Annotated in this window: 18 protein-coding genes; 7 read left to right on the top strand and 11 right to left on the bottom strand. The window is 28.6% G+C overall.

All coding sequences use genetic code 11. The annotated features are described in order from the left end of the window. The first annotated feature begins 81 nt into the window (after positions 1-81). The 3 genes from CRU95_RS02180 to CRU95_RS02170 all read left to right on the top strand — a co-directional run bounded on the left by CRU95_RS02180 (position 82) and on the right by CRU95_RS02170 (position 2,528). Positions 82-888, top strand: a complete 807-nt coding sequence (locus tag CRU95_RS02180; RefSeq protein WP_129099515.1) for a transporter substrate-binding domain-containing protein — start codon at positions 82-84, stop codon at positions 886-888. 132 nt (positions 889-1,020) lie between these two features. After that, on the top strand, positions 1,021-1,689 hold the full coding sequence (locus tag CRU95_RS02175; RefSeq protein WP_258238603.1) for an amino acid ABC transporter permease: 669 nt from the start codon (positions 1,021-1,023) through the stop codon (positions 1,687-1,689). A gap of 62 nt (positions 1,690-1,751) precedes the next feature. Next, positions 1,752-2,528 carry a DNA-processing protein DprA gene (locus tag CRU95_RS02170; protein WP_129099513.1) on the top strand — a complete coding sequence of 259 codons (777 nt, stop codon included), beginning with the start codon at positions 1,752-1,754 and terminating at the stop codon, positions 2,526-2,528. A gap of 1 nt (position 2,529) precedes the next feature. Here CRU95_RS02170 and nhaA read toward each other — a convergent pair whose 3' ends face one another. Genes nhaA through CRU95_RS02145 form a run of 5 tightly spaced genes read right to left on the bottom strand, consistent with a single transcriptional unit; the run spans position 2,530 to position 8,178 of the window. After that, entirely contained in the window at positions 2,530-3,711 is a 1,182-nt protein-coding gene (nhaA, locus tag CRU95_RS02165; protein ID WP_129099512.1) for a Na+/H+ antiporter NhaA, read from the bottom strand. 15 nt (positions 3,712-3,726) lie between these two features. Beyond that, positions 3,727-5,037: a UDP-N-acetylmuramate--L-alanine ligase gene (gene murC, locus CRU95_RS02160; RefSeq protein WP_129099511.1), complete on the bottom strand. Its 1,311-nt coding sequence runs from the start codon at positions 5,035-5,037 to the stop codon at positions 3,727-3,729. A 1-nt stretch (position 5,038) separates the two neighbouring features. Continuing rightward, positions 5,039-5,617, bottom strand: a complete 579-nt coding sequence (locus tag CRU95_RS02155) for a hypothetical protein (RefSeq protein WP_129099510.1) — start codon at positions 5,615-5,617, stop codon at positions 5,039-5,041. Beyond that, positions 5,610-6,740, bottom strand: coding sequence for a succinyldiaminopimelate transaminase (locus tag CRU95_RS02150; RefSeq protein WP_129099509.1), 1,131 nt, complete (start codon positions 6,738-6,740; stop codon positions 5,610-5,612). Before CRU95_RS02150 ends, CRU95_RS02155 begins: the two co-directional genes overlap by 8 nt. A gap of 13 nt (positions 6,741-6,753) precedes the next feature. Continuing rightward, positions 6,754-8,178 carry a COG3400 family protein gene (locus CRU95_RS02145; protein ID WP_129099508.1) on the bottom strand — a complete coding sequence of 475 codons (1,425 nt, stop codon included), beginning with the start codon at positions 8,176-8,178 and terminating at the stop codon, positions 6,754-6,756. Positions 8,179-8,286: 108 nt separating this feature from the next. Here CRU95_RS02145 and tgt point away from each other — a divergent pair, with 108 nt between their 5' ends. From tgt to CRU95_RS02130, 3 genes are all read left to right on the top strand, one after another. Beyond that, the gene (gene tgt, locus CRU95_RS02140; RefSeq protein ID WP_129099507.1) at positions 8,287-9,417 is read left to right on the top strand and encodes a tRNA guanosine(34) transglycosylase Tgt; all 1,131 of its coding nucleotides are present in this window, start codon (positions 8,287-8,289) and stop codon (positions 9,415-9,417) included. A 193-nt stretch (positions 9,418-9,610) separates the two neighbouring features. Next, the gene (gene gatC, locus CRU95_RS02135) at positions 9,611-9,901 is read left to right on the top strand and encodes an Asp-tRNA(Asn)/Glu-tRNA(Gln) amidotransferase subunit GatC (protein ID WP_129099506.1); all 291 of its coding nucleotides are present in this window, start codon (positions 9,611-9,613) and stop codon (positions 9,899-9,901) included. Positions 9,902-9,910: 9 nt separating this feature from the next. After that, complete coding sequence (locus tag CRU95_RS02130; RefSeq protein ID WP_129099505.1) at positions 9,911-10,252, top strand: arsenate reductase family protein; 342 nt, start codon at positions 9,911-9,913, stop codon at positions 10,250-10,252. An 18-nt stretch (positions 10,253-10,270) separates the two neighbouring features. Here CRU95_RS02130 and CRU95_RS02125 read toward each other — a convergent pair whose 3' ends face one another. The 5 genes from CRU95_RS02125 to serB form a co-directional block, all read right to left on the bottom strand. Continuing rightward, positions 10,271-10,609: a hypothetical protein gene (locus CRU95_RS02125; protein WP_129099504.1), complete on the bottom strand. Its 339-nt coding sequence runs from the start codon at positions 10,607-10,609 to the stop codon at positions 10,271-10,273. A 96-nt stretch (positions 10,610-10,705) separates the two neighbouring features. Then, positions 10,706-11,734, bottom strand: coding sequence for a hypothetical protein (locus tag CRU95_RS02120; RefSeq protein ID WP_129099503.1), 1,029 nt, complete (start codon positions 11,732-11,734; stop codon positions 10,706-10,708). Between the two features lie 19 nt (positions 11,735-11,753). Beyond that, the gene (locus CRU95_RS02115; RefSeq protein WP_129099502.1) at positions 11,754-13,106 is read right to left on the bottom strand and encodes a class II 3-deoxy-7-phosphoheptulonate synthase; all 1,353 of its coding nucleotides are present in this window, start codon (positions 13,104-13,106) and stop codon (positions 11,754-11,756) included. Positions 13,107-13,133: 27 nt separating this feature from the next. Then, entirely contained in the window at positions 13,134-14,126 is a 993-nt protein-coding gene (locus tag CRU95_RS02110) for a transaldolase (RefSeq protein ID WP_129099501.1), read from the bottom strand. Between the two features lie 122 nt (positions 14,127-14,248). Further along, positions 14,249-14,869, bottom strand: a complete 621-nt coding sequence (serB, locus tag CRU95_RS02105; RefSeq protein WP_258238602.1) for a phosphoserine phosphatase SerB — start codon at positions 14,867-14,869, stop codon at positions 14,249-14,251. Positions 14,870-14,977: 108 nt separating this feature from the next. Here serB and ruvX point away from each other — a divergent pair, with 108 nt between their 5' ends. Further along, the gene (gene ruvX / locus CRU95_RS02100) at positions 14,978-15,358 is read left to right on the top strand and encodes a Holliday junction resolvase RuvX (RefSeq protein ID WP_129099499.1); all 381 of its coding nucleotides are present in this window, start codon (positions 14,978-14,980) and stop codon (positions 15,356-15,358) included. 29 nt (positions 15,359-15,387) lie between these two features. Here ruvX and lpoB read toward each other — a convergent pair whose 3' ends face one another. Then, positions 15,388-15,999: a penicillin-binding protein activator LpoB gene (gene lpoB / locus CRU95_RS02095; protein ID WP_129099498.1), complete on the bottom strand. Its 612-nt coding sequence runs from the start codon at positions 15,997-15,999 to the stop codon at positions 15,388-15,390. Between the last annotated feature and the right edge of the window lie 8 nt (positions 16,000-16,007).

The following is a 16,007-nucleotide window of genomic DNA, read 5'->3' as shown; positions in this document are numbered from 1 at the left end:
GCATAAGCTTATTAAAACAATATCTAATCATAAAATAAGTTATTTATAGAGATAATATATTAAAACTTAAAAGGTAATCATATGAAAAAACTTATATATGTACTATTATCATCATTACTTGTATTTATTTTAGCAGGCTGTGGAGAAAATGAAAAAGAACAAAAAAGTGAAAAAAAAGTTTTAAAAGTTGGTATGGAATTAGCTTATCCTCCTTTTGAAATGAGCGATAAAGAGGGAAATCCTTCTGGTGTTTCTGTTGACTTTGCAAAAGCATTAGGTAAATATCTTGGAAGAGATGTTATTATTGAAAACATTGCATGGGATGGATTAATACCTTCATTGAAAACTGGGAAAATCGACTTAATAATCTCTTCAATGACAATTACAGATGAAAGAAAAAAATCAATTGATTTTTCTATTCCTTATGCACAATCATCTTTAGCAATTTTGGCAAATAAAGATTCTGGTATTAAATCAATTGATGATTTAAATGAAAAAGGAAAAACTATAGCAGTTAAAAAAGGTTCTACAGGACATATTTATGCAAAAGATAATCTACAAAATGCACAAGTTCTAGTATTTGATAAAGAGGCCGCTTGTGTACTTGAAGTTGTTCAAGGTAAAGCAGATGGTTTTATTTATGACCAATTAACTATTTATAAAAACTATGCAAAGAATATGAATACAACTGTTCCTTTATTACAACCTTTTCAAAAAGATTTTGAGTATTGGGGAGTTGCGCTAAAAAAAGGAAGTCCTTTAAAATCTGATGTAGATGCATTTATTAAAAAAGCAAAGGAAGATGGTACTTTTGACAATCTTGCAGATAAATATTTAAGTGATGCAAAAAAGACTTTTGATAAATTAAATATTCCATTCTTTTTTTAGGAAATTATTATTAAACTAAAAGATTTATTTATACATGAACTAGGTTATAAAAGAAAGAAAAAATTAAATCCATTAATTTATCTTTTTAATCTAGTTCTTCTTATAGTTTTCATTGTCATAATATTTTATTTCATGTTTAAAAATGTCTCTTACACTTTTAATTGGGATAGTGTTTTCGAATATAAACAAAAATTTATTGATGGTTTTATTATGACCATAATAATATCTTTTTTTGCTCTTATATTAAGCTTTGCAATAGGTCTTTTTTTTACATATGCACAAAACTCAAGACTTTTAATGCTACGATTTTTCTCTAGATTTTACATTGAAATCATAAGAGGAACTCCTCTTTTAGTTCAGATTCTAATCTTTTTTTATGTATTTGCAAATAATTTAGGTTTTGAAAATAGATATATTGTTGGAATCTTTATTTTAGCATTATTTGCAGGAGCTTATGTATGTGAAATAATAAGAGGAGCAATTGAGTCAATTGATATTGCACAATATGAAACAAGTATTAGTTTAGGAATGACTAATTACCAAATGTATAGATATATTATCTTCCCCCAAGCATTTACGAGAATGATACCCGCACTAACAGGACAATTTGCTTCTATAATAAAAGACTCATCTCTTCTTTCTATTATCTCTATAAGCGAGTTTACTATGAATGCACAAGAAGTAAATGCGTACACTTATTCAACATTTGAAAGCTATATCCCTTTAGCTATAGGTTATTTGTTACTTACTTACCCCATTTCTTATTACACAAAAAGACTTGAGAATAATATAAAAAAATAGTAATTATGTAATTTAAAGGAAATTAATATATAATTTTAAACCTACTTTTTTTTGGGAGTAAAATGATTTCTACTATTGATTTTGAAATACCTGAATTACGAAACTTAAAAAAACCTATAAAAAAATTGTTTTATAAAGGTAATATTAAACTATTAAAAAAACCAAAGATATCCATTGTAGGCACGAGAAGAGCATTAAACTATACACAATTTGCAACACATCAATTAGCATCAAAACTCTCCTTCGCAGGAAATTGTATAGTAAGTGGTGGAGCAATTGGAGTTGATGCCATATCCCATAAAGCTGCAGGAACAAATAATACTATTTTAGTAAGTCCTTGTGGATTAAATCATAGATATCCTGCAATAAACAAAAAGCTCATAGAAGAGATAGAACAACAAGGTTTAATACTTAGTTCTTTTGATGAAGACTTTAAATCTACAAGATACAGCTTTGTGCTTAGAAATGAGATAGTTGTTGCCTTGGGTGATATTTTAATAGTAACACAGGCTGATTTAAACAGTGGAAGTCTAAGAAGTGTTGAATATGCTTTGAAAATGGGTAAAGAGATTTTTGTGTTACCCCATAGAATAAATGAAAGTCAAGGAACAACTCTATTAGCAAAAAATGGTTTGGCAAAAGTTATCTATGATATAGATGAGTTTGTAGAACAATATGCAAAAACTCCTTTAAAAGAAGAAAAGGAAGATTCCTTTTTAGAGTATTGTAAAAAGAACCCAGCTTATGAAGAAGCAATTATAAAATATGATTCTTTAGTATATGAGTATGAACTAACTGGAAAGATTAAAATTAAAAATGGTTTTATAACTCTTCCATAAATTATGCACTGCAAGCTTTTTTTGATTTTGCAAATCGTAAAATTAAATAACCTAAAATGCCAGAAAAAAGTGAACCAATTAAAATTGCTAGTCTATCAGTGTAAAAATATCTTGTATCATCTGCAAAGGCTAATGAGTCAATAAACAAACTCATAGTAAATCCAATACCTGTTAAAACTGCTATTCCATAGATTTGAAGCCAACTTGTACACTTTGGAATATGTGCAAGTTTTAGTTTTACAGCTACAAAACTAAAAATAAAAACACCTAATTGTTTCCCAAAAAAAAGTCCCAACATAATACCAAGAGGAACACCATGAGTCATTTTTGTAAAATCAATTTCCCTTAAATCTACACCTGCATTTACAAAAGCAAATAAAGGTAAAATGAAAAAAGCAACCCAATTATGTAAATTGTGTTCCATATGTCTAACAGGAGAATTTACTTTATCATCAATTTTTGTTTTAAGAGGAATAGCAAAAGCTAAGATAATCCCTGCTAATGTTGCATGAACTCCTGATTTTAAAACAGTAACCCATAATATAATTCCAACAATAAAATATAAAGAAATAGTTGCAATACCCATACGATTCATCACAAATAAAACAAAAATTATAAATAAAGATACATATAAAACTTCAACTGATAAATTTGAGGTATAAAATAAAGCTATGATTACAATTGCACCAATATCATCAATAATTGCTAAAGCCATTAAAAATATTTTTAAAGAAACAGGCACTCTTTTTCCAAGTAGTGATAATATCCCAAGAGAAAATGCAATATCAGTAGCTGTGGGTATTGCCCACCCATTTAATGCATTAGAATCATTTTGATTAAAAAAAAAGTATATTAAAGCAGGACAAAGCATCCCACCAAGAGCGGCAAAAGCAGGAAGAGATATTTTAGACCAAGAGGAGAGATGTCCTTGTAGTAACTCCCTTTTAATTTCTAACCCAACAACTAAAAAAAATAGAGCCATCAAACCATCATTTATCCACAAATAAAGTGGCTTATCTATAACTAAATCATTAACCGAGAAATGAATAGGGACATGTAAAAAGCTGTAGTAATATTCAGAAAGAAAAGAGTTTCTTAAAACCAAGGCAAAGATAGTTACAAAGATAAGAATAATTCCCGATGATGTCTCACTTTTCATAAAATTATTTACTAAAATCTTCATATCTATCCTTTTAAATTATTTAACTATTTTCCTTAATTGATAAGTTATGTCTCCTGCACCAACACCAACTACTATGCCTTCATTATATGTTTTTAAAACTTTATTGTCTTTTATAATATCAATTGCACAATTTTTTGCAAGTATTTTATCAGCAAAGATTGGATTATATTGTTTAAAAGTTTCAGCAAAATCTATTTCTAAAACATGTTCTCCTGGAATAGTCCAAATTGGTAATATTACCAATTCATCACATCCTTTAAAACATCTTTTAAAACCTTCAAGATTATCAAATGTTCGGCTATATTTATGTGGTTGCCAAATAATTACTCTTTTTTTAAGATTTTTAAGATTATCATAAAGCTCAACTGATTTTATAGTAGCTTCTATTTCTGTTGGATGGTGTGCATAATCATCTATTAAGACAAATTTTTCACACTTTTGTAAAATATCAAATCTTTTTTTGATACCTTTATAGTTTTTAAGATTTACTCTTATTTGCTCAACGTCAAGCTCATTTAAAGCAGCTAATACAGCCAAAGAAGTATTAACAGCAATATGATAACCAAAACCCCAAACTTCAAAATAACCCAAATCTTTTAACTCAAATTTTGTATAAGGTTCATCATCTTGTAAAATATAAGAGATGTTTTTTATATCAACACTTGGATAAAGTTCAGTTGCATCTTCTATTTCAAGTTTTTTTACATACTCATCTTCTGCATTTATAACTTTTTTTGTACCAAGATTTACAAATTTTTTATATGTATCAAAAAATTTCTCATAATCATAGTTATAATACTCCATATGTTCAGGTTCTGCATTTGTAACAATTGAACAATAAGGATTTGAAAGTATAAAACTAGCATCGCTCTCATCAGCTTCAAAAGCAACTATTCCATTTTTGTATCTAAAGTTTGAACCAAAATCTTTTGATATAGCTCCAATAATAGCTGTACAATCTAAAATTGAAGCCAAAATAGATGTGGTAGTTGACTTTCCATGAGCTCCTGCAACACAATAATTTTTTCTATCTCCAAGAACTATTGGCAAAGCCTCTTTTCTTGATAATGTTCTTATTTGTCTGATTCTTGATTCTATTAATTCAGGATTTTCATCGGTTACTGCTGCTGAATATATAACTATCTCTGGATCTTTTATATTTGAAGCACTTTGAGGAGAATAAACTTTTATTCCTTCTTTTTTTAATTCATCTGTTATTGGTGTTTCTTTCATGTCTGAACCACTAACTTCATGACCACTATGTTTTAAAAATCTTGCTAAGGCAGAAAGACCAATTCCACCAATTCCTATAAAATGTATTTTCATCTTAATCCAGTAAATGTTTTAAATTTGTATATTCTGTCTCTAAAACTGCCCTATTTTGTTCTAAAAATTCTTTTGTTTTAAAATTAAAAGAAACAATAAAATAACCATATTTTTCATCTACAGCAGGAGTTGAAGTATTTACATTTTCATCATAAAACTTATCTAAATCAAAATCTTTAGAACAAGCAATCAAGTGCACATTTAAAGCATTGCATAAAAGTTCATCTTCAATTATGTTTGCCAAAACAAAAAATAATTCTTTGGCACCTTTTAGATCATTATAACTCCATTTCTCAATAGCATGTTCATAAAAAGCTCTTGTGTAATAAAGTCCATCACTTTCTAAAGCTATCTTTTTTCCATTATTTACTATATTTTCTACATTTTCAAAAGATATTTTTAATATATTTTCATAAACTGTATTTATTTTTTCTTCTTCTAAGTCTAAAATCAATAAAGAATCTAAAACTTCATAAAGGGCAGAGATATTTTTACTCTCAATTGCATCATCTTTTGTTTTTTCTAAATAGCTTAAAAACTCTGGGTTCGTTCTAGCTTCATGTAATTCTTCATTAGTCATTCATAAAATCCTTCAATCTATTTAATACCTCTTTTGTTTTTTGTGCATTTTCAACTAAGGCAATTCTTACATAACCTTGTCCTATACCATTTCTTCCTAAAAAACTTCCAGGTAATACTTTTATGTTTTTTTCTTTATATAATCTTTTAGTAAATTCCAATTCATCACCAACTTTTAGCCAAATATAAAAAGTCGCTTGTGGCATATCAAGTCCCAAAATTTCTTTGGTTAATTCAAAATTCTTTTTATAAGTATCTCTAAAAACTTGCACATGATTTTGATCACTCCAAGCAGTTGCAGCTGCATACTGTAAAGGAATAGGTGCTGCACACCCTATATATGTTCTATACTTCATATAATCTTTTAAAATATCTGCATCACCTGCTATAAATCCACTTCTTAGACCTGGTGCACTACTTCTTTTTGAAATAGAGTTAAGAACAAGTACATTTTTAAACTCACTATTTCCAGCAAATATACTAGCTTCTAAAAGTGAACAAGGTTTGTTTTTTTCATCAAAATATATTTCAGAATAACACTCATCATTTATCAAAACAAAATCAAACTCTAGTGCTTTTTTAACCCATAAAGATAGTTCTTCTTTACTCATATTTGCAGCTGTTGGATTATTTGGATAATTTAGTACTACTAAATCACATTTTTTAAGTGTTTCATCATCTAAAAAAGCTTTATAATCATTCTCTTTAGTTAAATTTATATGAACAACTTCTGCTCTACTAGCAATTGCTGCACCTTCATATATTTGATAAAAGGGATTTGTAAAAGCAATTGTTGGGTTAGATTTATCAAACAAATAAAACTGTGGAAAGTTAAATAAAACTTCTCTTGTACCAAAACAAGGAATAATCTGATTTTCCTCTAATTTTACATCAAATCTTTTATCTACAAACTCTATCATTGCATTTGTTAAAAAACTTTCACCAGCAGTCTTTGGATAATTTCTTAAAAATTTAGTATGATTAGCTAAACTATCTTGAATAAATTGTGGTGTTTCAAACTGAGGTTCACCAATAGTTAAAGCACTTGCTTCGTATGAGCTATTTGGCTCAATTCCATCTAATAATTCATTTAATTTCTCAAAAGGATATTTTTCAAATACCATCTCTTACCTTTTTTTAGTTTTCTATTACTGGGATTAATAGTTGATTATTTTCTTTTATGTCAAAAGATAATAAATCAGAATTTGTATAAAAAAGTTTATTAAGTTTTCTTCTTAAAAACATATCTTTTTTTAAAGGCAAAATCTGAAGTATATTTTTTTGATTTTTTAGCTCTCTTATAGGATTTTTTTCTTTAGAAATAATCTCAACTTTTTGCCCAAATATTTTTGCCAAATTTTCAAAGTGATCTAAAATATATGATTTATCAGATTGTCCTGTTGGGTCCATATTAAATATTTTTGTTTTTAGTTTTAACTGACTTGAAACATCAAATATTATTGGAGAAATTTGTTCATATGATTTTGTATCATTTAATAAAATTATACTATTTTTTATCGTTGTTATATCACCTAATCCAGCTTTTAAAATAGGAATTCTAAGATCAACAAGTTTAGAGATTCCCTCTTTATTTTTAAATAGCTCATAAGAAATCATCATAAGACCAATATCAAATGTTCTTAAATCTTTTTTCAATAGTGCATCAAAACCTAAATTTCCATAATCTATTTCTATAGTAAGATTATTAACTTCGCCTAATTCATTTTTAATAAACCCCATCAAATCAACAGTTGTAGGTCTTGTTATTCTTAATATAAGTTTTTGGTTTTTTATTACTTGATTCAGATATTTTACATCTGTAACACACTTTTTAACTGTTTGCTCTGATTGTAAATACAAATCTAAATATAAATATAAATTATGTCCAAATGGCATAGGAAACTGACCTTGTGTTTTACCAATTGCATTATACACTTGCATCAAAACTTCAGGTTTTCCAATTACCAAAATCACATCATTTGGTTTTATTATAAGAGAAGGCTTGATTTTTATCATTTGTTGTTTTCTATACAAACCAAAAATTTTCCACTCTCGCTGTTCAATTGAACCTATATATCTATAAGCATATGAACTACCAAATGGAATTCTAATTTCCATTATTTCACCTTGCTTTAAACCTATATTTTGTGCAACAACTGGAATATTTGGGAGTCTTTCAACCATTCCATTTGCAAGAACATCTATTCCTTTATAAATATTTATGTGTTGGTCAGAAAGGTCAATTCCCCAATAATCCAAAATACTCATTTGCATTTTCGGTTTTTCTTCTTTTATGTTTTTTATTACATTTAACATCTCATCTTTTGAGTTAAGTGCAATAAGAGCTTGGGCATGGATATCTTTATCTAATACCATCGCAAGTTTTGATTTAGAAGTTGGGTCAAACTTAAAAAATGTAAAATTTGAAGGTCTTTTCTCAGGAATGATAGCTTCATTCATGTAAACAACATCATATGAGTTATCACCAGTATTTGTCTCAATGACTCTTTGAAGAAGTTTTTTAGCAACAATACCATCTAATATAATTAATATCTTTTTCATTAAGGTATTATACCTTTTTCTTACTGATAGTGTGTTTTACCAAATTGCTTTTAATTTATAAATATAAATTTAAATGATATAATCCCAACTTTTAAAGGAAATTTATTAATGCAATTTAACATAGATGGAAAATCTTTTCACAAAACAAGAGCTTGTACAATAAAAACAGCTCACAGTGCAATACAAACTCCAGTATTTATGCCAGTAGGAACACAAGCTACTGTAAAAGCTTTAGATGCAAATGATATGCTAAGCCTTGGTGCAAAAATTATTCTAGGTAATACCTATCACTTGTATTTAAGACCAGGAAGTAAACTAATTAAAAAATTTGGAGGTCTTCATGGCTTTTCAAAATTTCCAAACTCTTTTTTAACTGACTCTGGTGGCTTTCAAGCTTTTTCATTAAGTGATAATTCGAAACCTGATGAAGATGGAATTATGTTTAAATCACACCTTGATGGTAGCAAACACTACTTTACACCTGAAAGTGTACTTGATACGCAATATGAACTTGGAAGTGATATCATGATGATATTAGATGATTTAGTAGCTCTTCCAAATACAAAAGAGCGAATCAAAAAATCAATTGAAAGAACTACCCATTGGGCAAAAAAAGCTATTACATATCATAAAAGCCAACAAGAAAAAGGTATAGGCTTAAATCAAAATATCTTTGCTATTATCCAAGGTGGAACAGATAAAGAGTTTAGAAAACTAAGTGCCGAACAATTATGTTCTTTGACTGACTTTGATGGTTATGCAATTGGTGGATTAAGTGTTGGTGAACCAAATGCTGATATGTATGAAACAGTTGAGTGGACAACTAATTTTATGCCTGAAGATAAACCAAGATACCTTATGGGAGTTGGAACACCTGAAGACTTAATAGAAAATATTGAGCGTGGTGTTGATATGTTTGATTGTGTAATGCCAACAAGAAATGCAAGAAATGGCTCAATCTTTACAACATATGGAAAAATAGCGATTAAAAATGCAGGATTTAAAGAAGATTCTGAACCTATAGATCCAGATTGTGAATGTTACACATGTAAAAACTTTTCAAAAGCATATCTAAATCACCTATTTAGAGCAGGTGAAATAACATACTATAGACTTGCAACATTACATAATATTCACTACTACTTAACTCTTATGAGAGAAGCTAGAGAAGCCATTTTAGCTGATAATTGGGTGGAGTTTAAAAAAGAGTTTTATAAAAAAAGAGGCATTGAGATTTAAGTGGCTTAACCCCAGACAAAACTCTTTTTAGATATAATCCAAAAAATTAAAAGAGCAACTGCTTGCTCTTCTTAGAATTTTCTCAAAGAGAATGCAAGCACAAAACTACTTTTAAGGATTTTTATAAATCCTGTTAAAAAGCAGACAAATATTTCAGGTGCCCTTTTAAAGGGCACCTTTTAGAGGAAAAGAAATGACTATTGATGATAATACAATTGATAAATTAGCAAAACTTTCTAGTTTGGAAATTGATGAAAATAAAAGAGAATCACTAAAAAATGAACTAGGTGATATTATTAATTTCGTTGAAAATTTAAATGAAATTGATGTAAGCCATATCGATGCAACATTCACAACAGTTGAAGGTGGAACACCACTTAGAGAAGATGTTGCTAGTCAAGATTTAGAGATGTCAAAACATATACTTTCACATGCTCCAAAAAGTGAAAATGGATACTTTATAGTTCCAAAAATCATAGAATAGAGCTCTTAAATGATTACTGTTTATGGAATAAAAACTTGTGGAAGTGTACAAAAAGCACTAAAATTTTTCAAAGAAAACAACATAGAAGTTGATTTTTTTGATTTTAAAAAAGATACACCAAGTGCTGAAAAAGTGAAAGATTGGACTGCGAAATCAGATATAAATATACTTTTTAATTCAAAAGGCACAAAGTATAAAACCCTTCAATTAAAAGAGTTAAATTTAGATGAAAATGGTAAATATGAATGGTTATGTAAAGAACCAATGCTTTTCAAAAGACCTGTAATAGAGTTTGATGATAAAGTTGTTGTTGCTTTTGATGAAGAGATGTATAAAAAGACTTTTCTTTAAGTCTTTTTATACAAAGGTTTAAGAAGAAGCTAAATAATCATGCCCTATACAAGTCTCACAAGAGATAATATCATCATACATTACTTTTTCTAGTTTCAAATCTTTAAACTCTTTTGAAATTATATCAATAGCCACATAATCTGCTGAATATATTAAAGACCTACCCTTATCATTATTTACATAAACAACATTTTTTGTTTGTTTAAAAATATTATCTATGTGTTTTTGCCAATATTCTAAGAGTTCCTCATTATCACCGAGTTCATCATATTTAATATCCCAATGTAAACATAAGTCAGGTAATAATCCACAAGTTTTCATATCTTTAAAATCTAATGTTATACCCCATAGTTCCATAATATATCTCCTTTTTCTTTATTGTAATCCAATAAACTTAAAGAAATGAAAATATTATAAGTACTTATTTGTTTTCAGTTTCTATATTTTAAATAGTTAATCTATACTCAAAATTGGTTTATCTTTTACATTAAAAGTCTCTACTATAAACTCATTGTTCATATGAGTTACTAAAATATATGATTTTGGATTATCTTTATTTTTTAGCATAAAAGATGTATCTTTATCAACTACAATTTCATCAAACCCTAATGGGGTATATTGTTTAAATAAATCATCTTTGAGCTGTTCATAAGTGGTGTCATATCTATCATCGATAATCATTTTAAAACTATTTTCATTGTCAATAAATTCTATTTCATTTAACTTCTCTTGGGTTTCAATAATAGGTTGTTTGGAAATTATATATTCATAAGTTACAGATAAAAAACCAATAGAGAATACTGTAATAAAAATATTTAATAATGAATACAAAATACTTAAATCAGGAGAAATTAAAGCCATAAGAAACTTAATAGCTAATCCATAAACAAAATTAACAACTAAGGCAAAAACAATAGGAAAAACAATCACCATCATAAACACTAATAATTTATAGTTTTTTGATAAAACAAGTGCATCACCAAAATCTAAGGGTTTATCAATAGCAATAGAAGGGAAGATTAAAGATATTCTTGAAGTAATCATTCCTATAAAACCTACAAGAATTACAACAACTAATATATTGTAAAAATATGCAACATTAGAGCCAAAGAAACCTTGAATAAACTTGCCAATAAATAGTGAAATAAAATATATTGAGAAAAATACCAAAGCCATAAGTAAACCTAAGCCAATACCTTTTAAGATAAAACTTATTTCTCTTTGACCAAATTTATAAACACCCCATTTTGGGGTATCTTCTTCACTTAAAAGTAATATCCTATGTACATTTATAGACATAATAATTGTCACTAAAAAAGATAATGCAGTTAAGATATAAAAAGTGCTTTTACTTATCATTATATGCGTACTAAAATACTCAATAACACATAATATAAGAAAAGGTATAAACAAAGCTCTCATTAAAATATACTTCTTTTCAAAAAGCAGGTCTAAAGTTCTTTTAATAATCTCTTTGTACATAGTCTTCCCTTTTGAAGTTTTATTTTCTAGCTTCCTTTAAAGTCTCAGCAATCATAAATGATAACTCTAAGGCTTGGTCAGCATTTAATCTTGGATCACATTGTGTATGATATCTACTTGCAAGTCCCTCTTGAGTAATAGCAGAACTTGTACTTCCTGTACACTCAGTTACATTTTGACCTGTCATTTCAAGGTGAATTCCACCTGCAATTGTACCTTGGGCACTATGTATTTGGAAGAATTGTTTTACTTCATTTAAAATAGATTCAAAATCTCTTGTTTTGTATCCATTATCAGTTTTGATTGTATTTCCATGCATAGGATCACTTGACCATAATACATTTTTACCTTCAGCTTTTACTCTTTTTAGTAAGTTTGGATAGATATCACCTATCTTTTGGGCACCCATTCTAACAATAAGATTTAATCTTCCAGCTTCATTTTCAGGATTTAAAGCATCAATTAATTTTATTAATTCATCCTCTTTCATTGAAGGTCCTACTTTACATCCTATTGGATTTTTGATACCTCTAAAGTACTCTAAATGTGCCCCATCTAATTCTCTTGTTCTATCTCCTATCCATAACATATGAGCAGAACAATCATACCAATCACCAGTTAAAGAATCTCTTCTAGTAAGGGCTTCTTCATAGTTAAGTAAAAGTGCTTCATGGGAAGTATAAAGTGTAGTTTGATTTAGTTGTTGCGTATTTTCTGATGTTATTCCACAGGCACTCATAAATGCTAAAGTTTCAGAAATCTTATTTGCCAACTCATCATATTTTACACCTAAAGCATGATCTTTAATAAAATCTAAATTCCAAGAATGAACTTGTTGTAAATCTGCCATTCCACCCCTTGAAAATGCTCTTAAAAGGTTTAATGTTGCGGCACTTTGATTATATGCTTTTAAAAGTTTTTTAGGTTTTGGTAATCTTGATTTTTCATCAAACTTTACAGAATTTACAATATCTCCTCTATATGAAGGTAAATCAATTCCATTTATATTTTCAAAATCAGAACTTCTTGGTTTTGCAAATTGTCCCGCAATTCTTCCTACTTTTACAACTGGGCACCCACCTGAGAAAGTTAGAACAACTGCCATTTGCATCATTACTTTAAATAAATCTTTGATGTTATTTGCATTAAATGCATCAAATGATTCAGCACAATCACCACCTTGAAGTAAAAAAGCCTTCCCTTCAACAACATCTGCTAATTTACTTTTCAAATTTCTTGCTTCACCTGCAAAAATTAAAGGAGGATAGGAAGCTAACTCTTTTTCTACTTTAGTAAGTTTTTCTAAATCATTATAAGTTGGTTGTTGCTTTATTGGAAAGTCTCTCCAAGTAGTTGGGTTCCAGTTATTCATACTCTTTGCCTTTTTTTATTTTAATTATTATACTTTTAACTTTGATAAAAGTTCTTCAAATGATACTTTAAATGCTTCTAATCCATCACTTAATAATGTCTCATAAATCTCATTTGTATCAATACCATGTTTTGTAAGCATTTTGAAAAACTCATCACACTCATCTTCACTAATTATTTTACTAGGTTCAGTGCTACCACTTTGTACATAATCTTCAATAGTAGCCAAAGGAGCAGTATTTACACTGTTTGGATAAAGTAAATTATCCACATAATAAGTAGATGGTAATTCATCACCTTTTACACCAGTACTAGCAAAAAGTGTTCTAATGTTATCATTATGGAATTTGTTTATTTCGTGATAACATTTTACAGCATTTATAATACCTAATTTGGCTTTTTCTATACCTTTTGCCCCAAATCTATTGTCACACAATCTATCAAATCTAGATACAAAAATAGAAATAACAGCTTTTGATTCTGTAATTGATTTTTCCATACCTCTATTTAAAGCATTTGCACAGCTAATAGCTTGTTCTGGTGAAAAGATTAGTGTTGCATTTACATTTATACCTTGTGAAGACAACTCTTCCATAGCTTTGAATCCAGCTTTTGTTGCAGGAACTTTAATCATTACATTATCATATGCAATTGTTTTATAAAGTCTAATTCCCTCTTCAATAGTGCCCTCTGCATCATCACTAAGTGTTGGGTCAACTTCTAGTGAAATAAATCCATCATCACTATCATTTTTATTCATAGGTTCTAATATTTCAGCTGCTCTTTTAATATCAGTCATAGCTACTTCTTCATAAATAGTCTTAGCTGTATTTACTTGTAAAATTCCTAGTTGTTGTTTATAAGCAACAGAGTTTGAAATTGATGATGCAAAAATAGCAGGATTTGATGTAGCACCTTGAATAACTTCATCTTTTACCAAGTCTTGAAACTGATTTTCTAAAAAATCTCTTTCAATAAAATCACACCATAACGAAAAATTTATATCTTCTTTTAAACTCATATTTATTCCTTTTAATAGTCCCTATTAATAGGGACCTTTTCTTTTATGTCTTCTTTTTAGCATAGGAAATAAATTCCTATTAAAAGAATCCTGTGCTTGTACTCTCTTTGAGAAAATGCTTTTTAGATATGCTTCAAGATTTGTGTCAAATCTTTTGTATCAACAATAATATTTGCCTCTTTTTTCAAAATATCTTTTGCACAAAAAGCTACTCTTTTGTCTGCATATGGAAACATCGACACATCATTTGCTCCATCACCTGCTACTAGTGTATTCTCTTTAGAAACTCCTAGCATTGCTTGAACTCTTTGAATCATATCACCTTTAGAAAAGCCAAACATCATATCTCCACCAACAAGTCCAGTTAGAATTCCATTTTTGTGGTGTAAGATGTTTGAAAAGTCTGCATCAAGCCCAAGTTTTTCTTTTGCAGGAGTTGTTCCTATTCTAAAGCCACCTGAAAAACATACAACTTTGTAACCTTTTTCTTTTAGTTTTGCAACTGTTTCCATTGCACCTGGCATAAGTGGTAGATTTTTACAAATATCCACAGCCAAAGAATTTTCCAATCCTTTTAATAAAGCTACTCTTTCAATAAGAGATTCAAAGAAGTCTAGTCTTCCTGACATAGCTTCTTCTGTGATTTTTGCAACTTTTTCTTCAAGACCTAATGGTTTTGCTAAAAAATCAATAGTCTCTCCATCCATCAAAGTTGAATCAAAATCAAATACAGCTAATTTCATCATTTTCCCTATTTATATATCATTGTTCTTATTTTAAAAAGACATATATTACCAAAATTATACTAAAATGATTACTTTACGGTTTCAAAGTAAACATAAGGATAATAATTGAAATTAGCATCTATTGATATAGGATTAAAAAGAATTGGTGTAGCTTTAAGCCTTACAAAGACCATAGTTACCCCACAAACAGCCATATTAAGAAAGAATAGAAATCAAGCGGCAAATGATGTTGATAGCTTTTTAAAAGAGTGGGAAATAGATAAATTAATCGTAGGATTTCCTAGTTCCAGTGATGATATGCAAAAAAGAGTTAAGCACTTTGTAACTCTTCTGAAATTTGAAGGTGAAATTATTTTTCAAGAAGAAAACATGAGTTCCATAGAAGCAGAAGAGCTAATGAAAGGTGATATAAAATATAAAAGAGATGGAAGGGTTGATTCCCTTGCTGCTAAAATTATACTTGAGAGATATTTAGCTAAAAATTAATTATAGGGATTTCCCTATAATTAATCACTCTACCAAGTCACAGTATCATTTGAGCCAATTTTTCCTATAACTACCTCATCTTCCCAAGTTACAAGTCCAGTTTTTATATCTGTTAGTGAGAGTTGAAAATAGTATTCAACTATTTGATCATCTTTGTTTGCTTTTGCTGTTCTTTGTAAGATACTTCCTGATAATGAAAGGCTAGGAGCATAAAGTGTATTTTTTTGGATTGTAGTGCTTTTTTTGAACTCCTCATTATCTCTTAATTTTCTACTATCTTGTGCTAAATCATCTCTTTGAGTTCCAACAGCTGATGTGATTATTGCTTTTCCTGAGTTTAATATTAATATTCTCATTTTTTTAGTTAAGAACTTGACATCAAATCTTTGAGTAGTATCATTTATAATATCACTCATCATAACAACATTTTTTCCACCACCTCTTTTATCTAAAGCACCACTTGATAACAATGATTTAGCCATATCACTAGCTGCTTTTTCAAAATCTTGTCTATCAATTCCCATTGTTACAACTGAAGATTTTGGGGAATTTTCTGGTAAATACTCAGGTTTATGTGTACAACCTGCAAAAAATATTGTTCCTATAAATAGTGTTGAAATTATTAGTTTTTTATTTTTCATTTTATTCC

It is taken from the genome of Arcobacter sp. F2176 (assembly GCF_004116465.1).
In the GTDB taxonomy this organism is placed as follows: domain Bacteria; phylum Campylobacterota; class Campylobacteria; order Campylobacterales; family Arcobacteraceae; genus Arcobacter; species Arcobacter siniprincipis.
The sequence above is the reverse complement of the archived record's forward strand: the minus strand, read 5'-3'. Positions and strand labels throughout refer to the sequence as shown.

Bases quoted from the DNA above. Each gene is read 5' to 3' on its own strand.
- CRU95_RS02180 (WP_129099515.1), top strand. From the start codon at position 82: ATGAAAAAACTTATATATGTACTATTATCATCATTACTTGTATTTATT.
- CRU95_RS02175 (WP_258238603.1), top strand. From the start codon at position 1,021: ATGTTTAAAAATGTCTCTTACACTTTTAATTGGGATAGTGTTTTCGAA.
- CRU95_RS02170 (WP_129099513.1), top strand. From the start codon at position 1,752: ATGATTTCTACTATTGATTTTGAAATACCTGAATTACGAAACTTAAAA.
- nhaA (WP_129099512.1), bottom strand. From the start codon at position 3,711: ATGAAGATTTTAGTAAATAATTTTATGAAAAGTGAGACATCATCGGGA.
- murC (WP_129099511.1), bottom strand. From the start codon at position 5,037: ATGAAAATACATTTTATAGGAATTGGTGGAATTGGTCTTTCTGCCTTA.
- CRU95_RS02155 (WP_129099510.1), bottom strand. From the start codon at position 5,617: ATGACTAATGAAGAATTACATGAAGCTAGAACGAACCCAGAGTTTTTA.
- CRU95_RS02150 (WP_129099509.1), bottom strand. From the start codon at position 6,740: ATGGTATTTGAAAAATATCCTTTTGAGAAATTAAATGAATTATTAGAT.
- CRU95_RS02145 (WP_129099508.1), bottom strand. From the start codon at position 8,178: ATGAAAAAGATATTAATTATATTAGATGGTATTGTTGCTAAAAAACTT.
- tgt (WP_129099507.1), top strand. From the start codon at position 8,287: ATGCAATTTAACATAGATGGAAAATCTTTTCACAAAACAAGAGCTTGT.
- gatC (WP_129099506.1), top strand. From the start codon at position 9,611: ATGACTATTGATGATAATACAATTGATAAATTAGCAAAACTTTCTAGT.
- CRU95_RS02130 (WP_129099505.1), top strand. From the start codon at position 9,911: ATGATTACTGTTTATGGAATAAAAACTTGTGGAAGTGTACAAAAAGCA.
- CRU95_RS02125 (WP_129099504.1), bottom strand. From the start codon at position 10,609: ATGGAACTATGGGGTATAACATTAGATTTTAAAGATATGAAAACTTGT.
- CRU95_RS02120 (WP_129099503.1), bottom strand. From the start codon at position 11,734: ATGTACAAAGAGATTATTAAAAGAACTTTAGACCTGCTTTTTGAAAAG.
- CRU95_RS02115 (WP_129099502.1), bottom strand. From the start codon at position 13,106: ATGAATAACTGGAACCCAACTACTTGGAGAGACTTTCCAATAAAGCAA.
- CRU95_RS02110 (WP_129099501.1), bottom strand. From the start codon at position 14,126: ATGAGTTTAAAAGAAGATATAAATTTTTCGTTATGGTGTGATTTTATT.
- serB (WP_258238602.1), bottom strand. From the start codon at position 14,869: ATGAAATTAGCTGTATTTGATTTTGATTCAACTTTGATGGATGGAGAG.
- lpoB (WP_129099498.1), bottom strand. From the start codon at position 15,999: ATGAAAAATAAAAAACTAATAATTTCAACACTATTTATAGGAACAATA.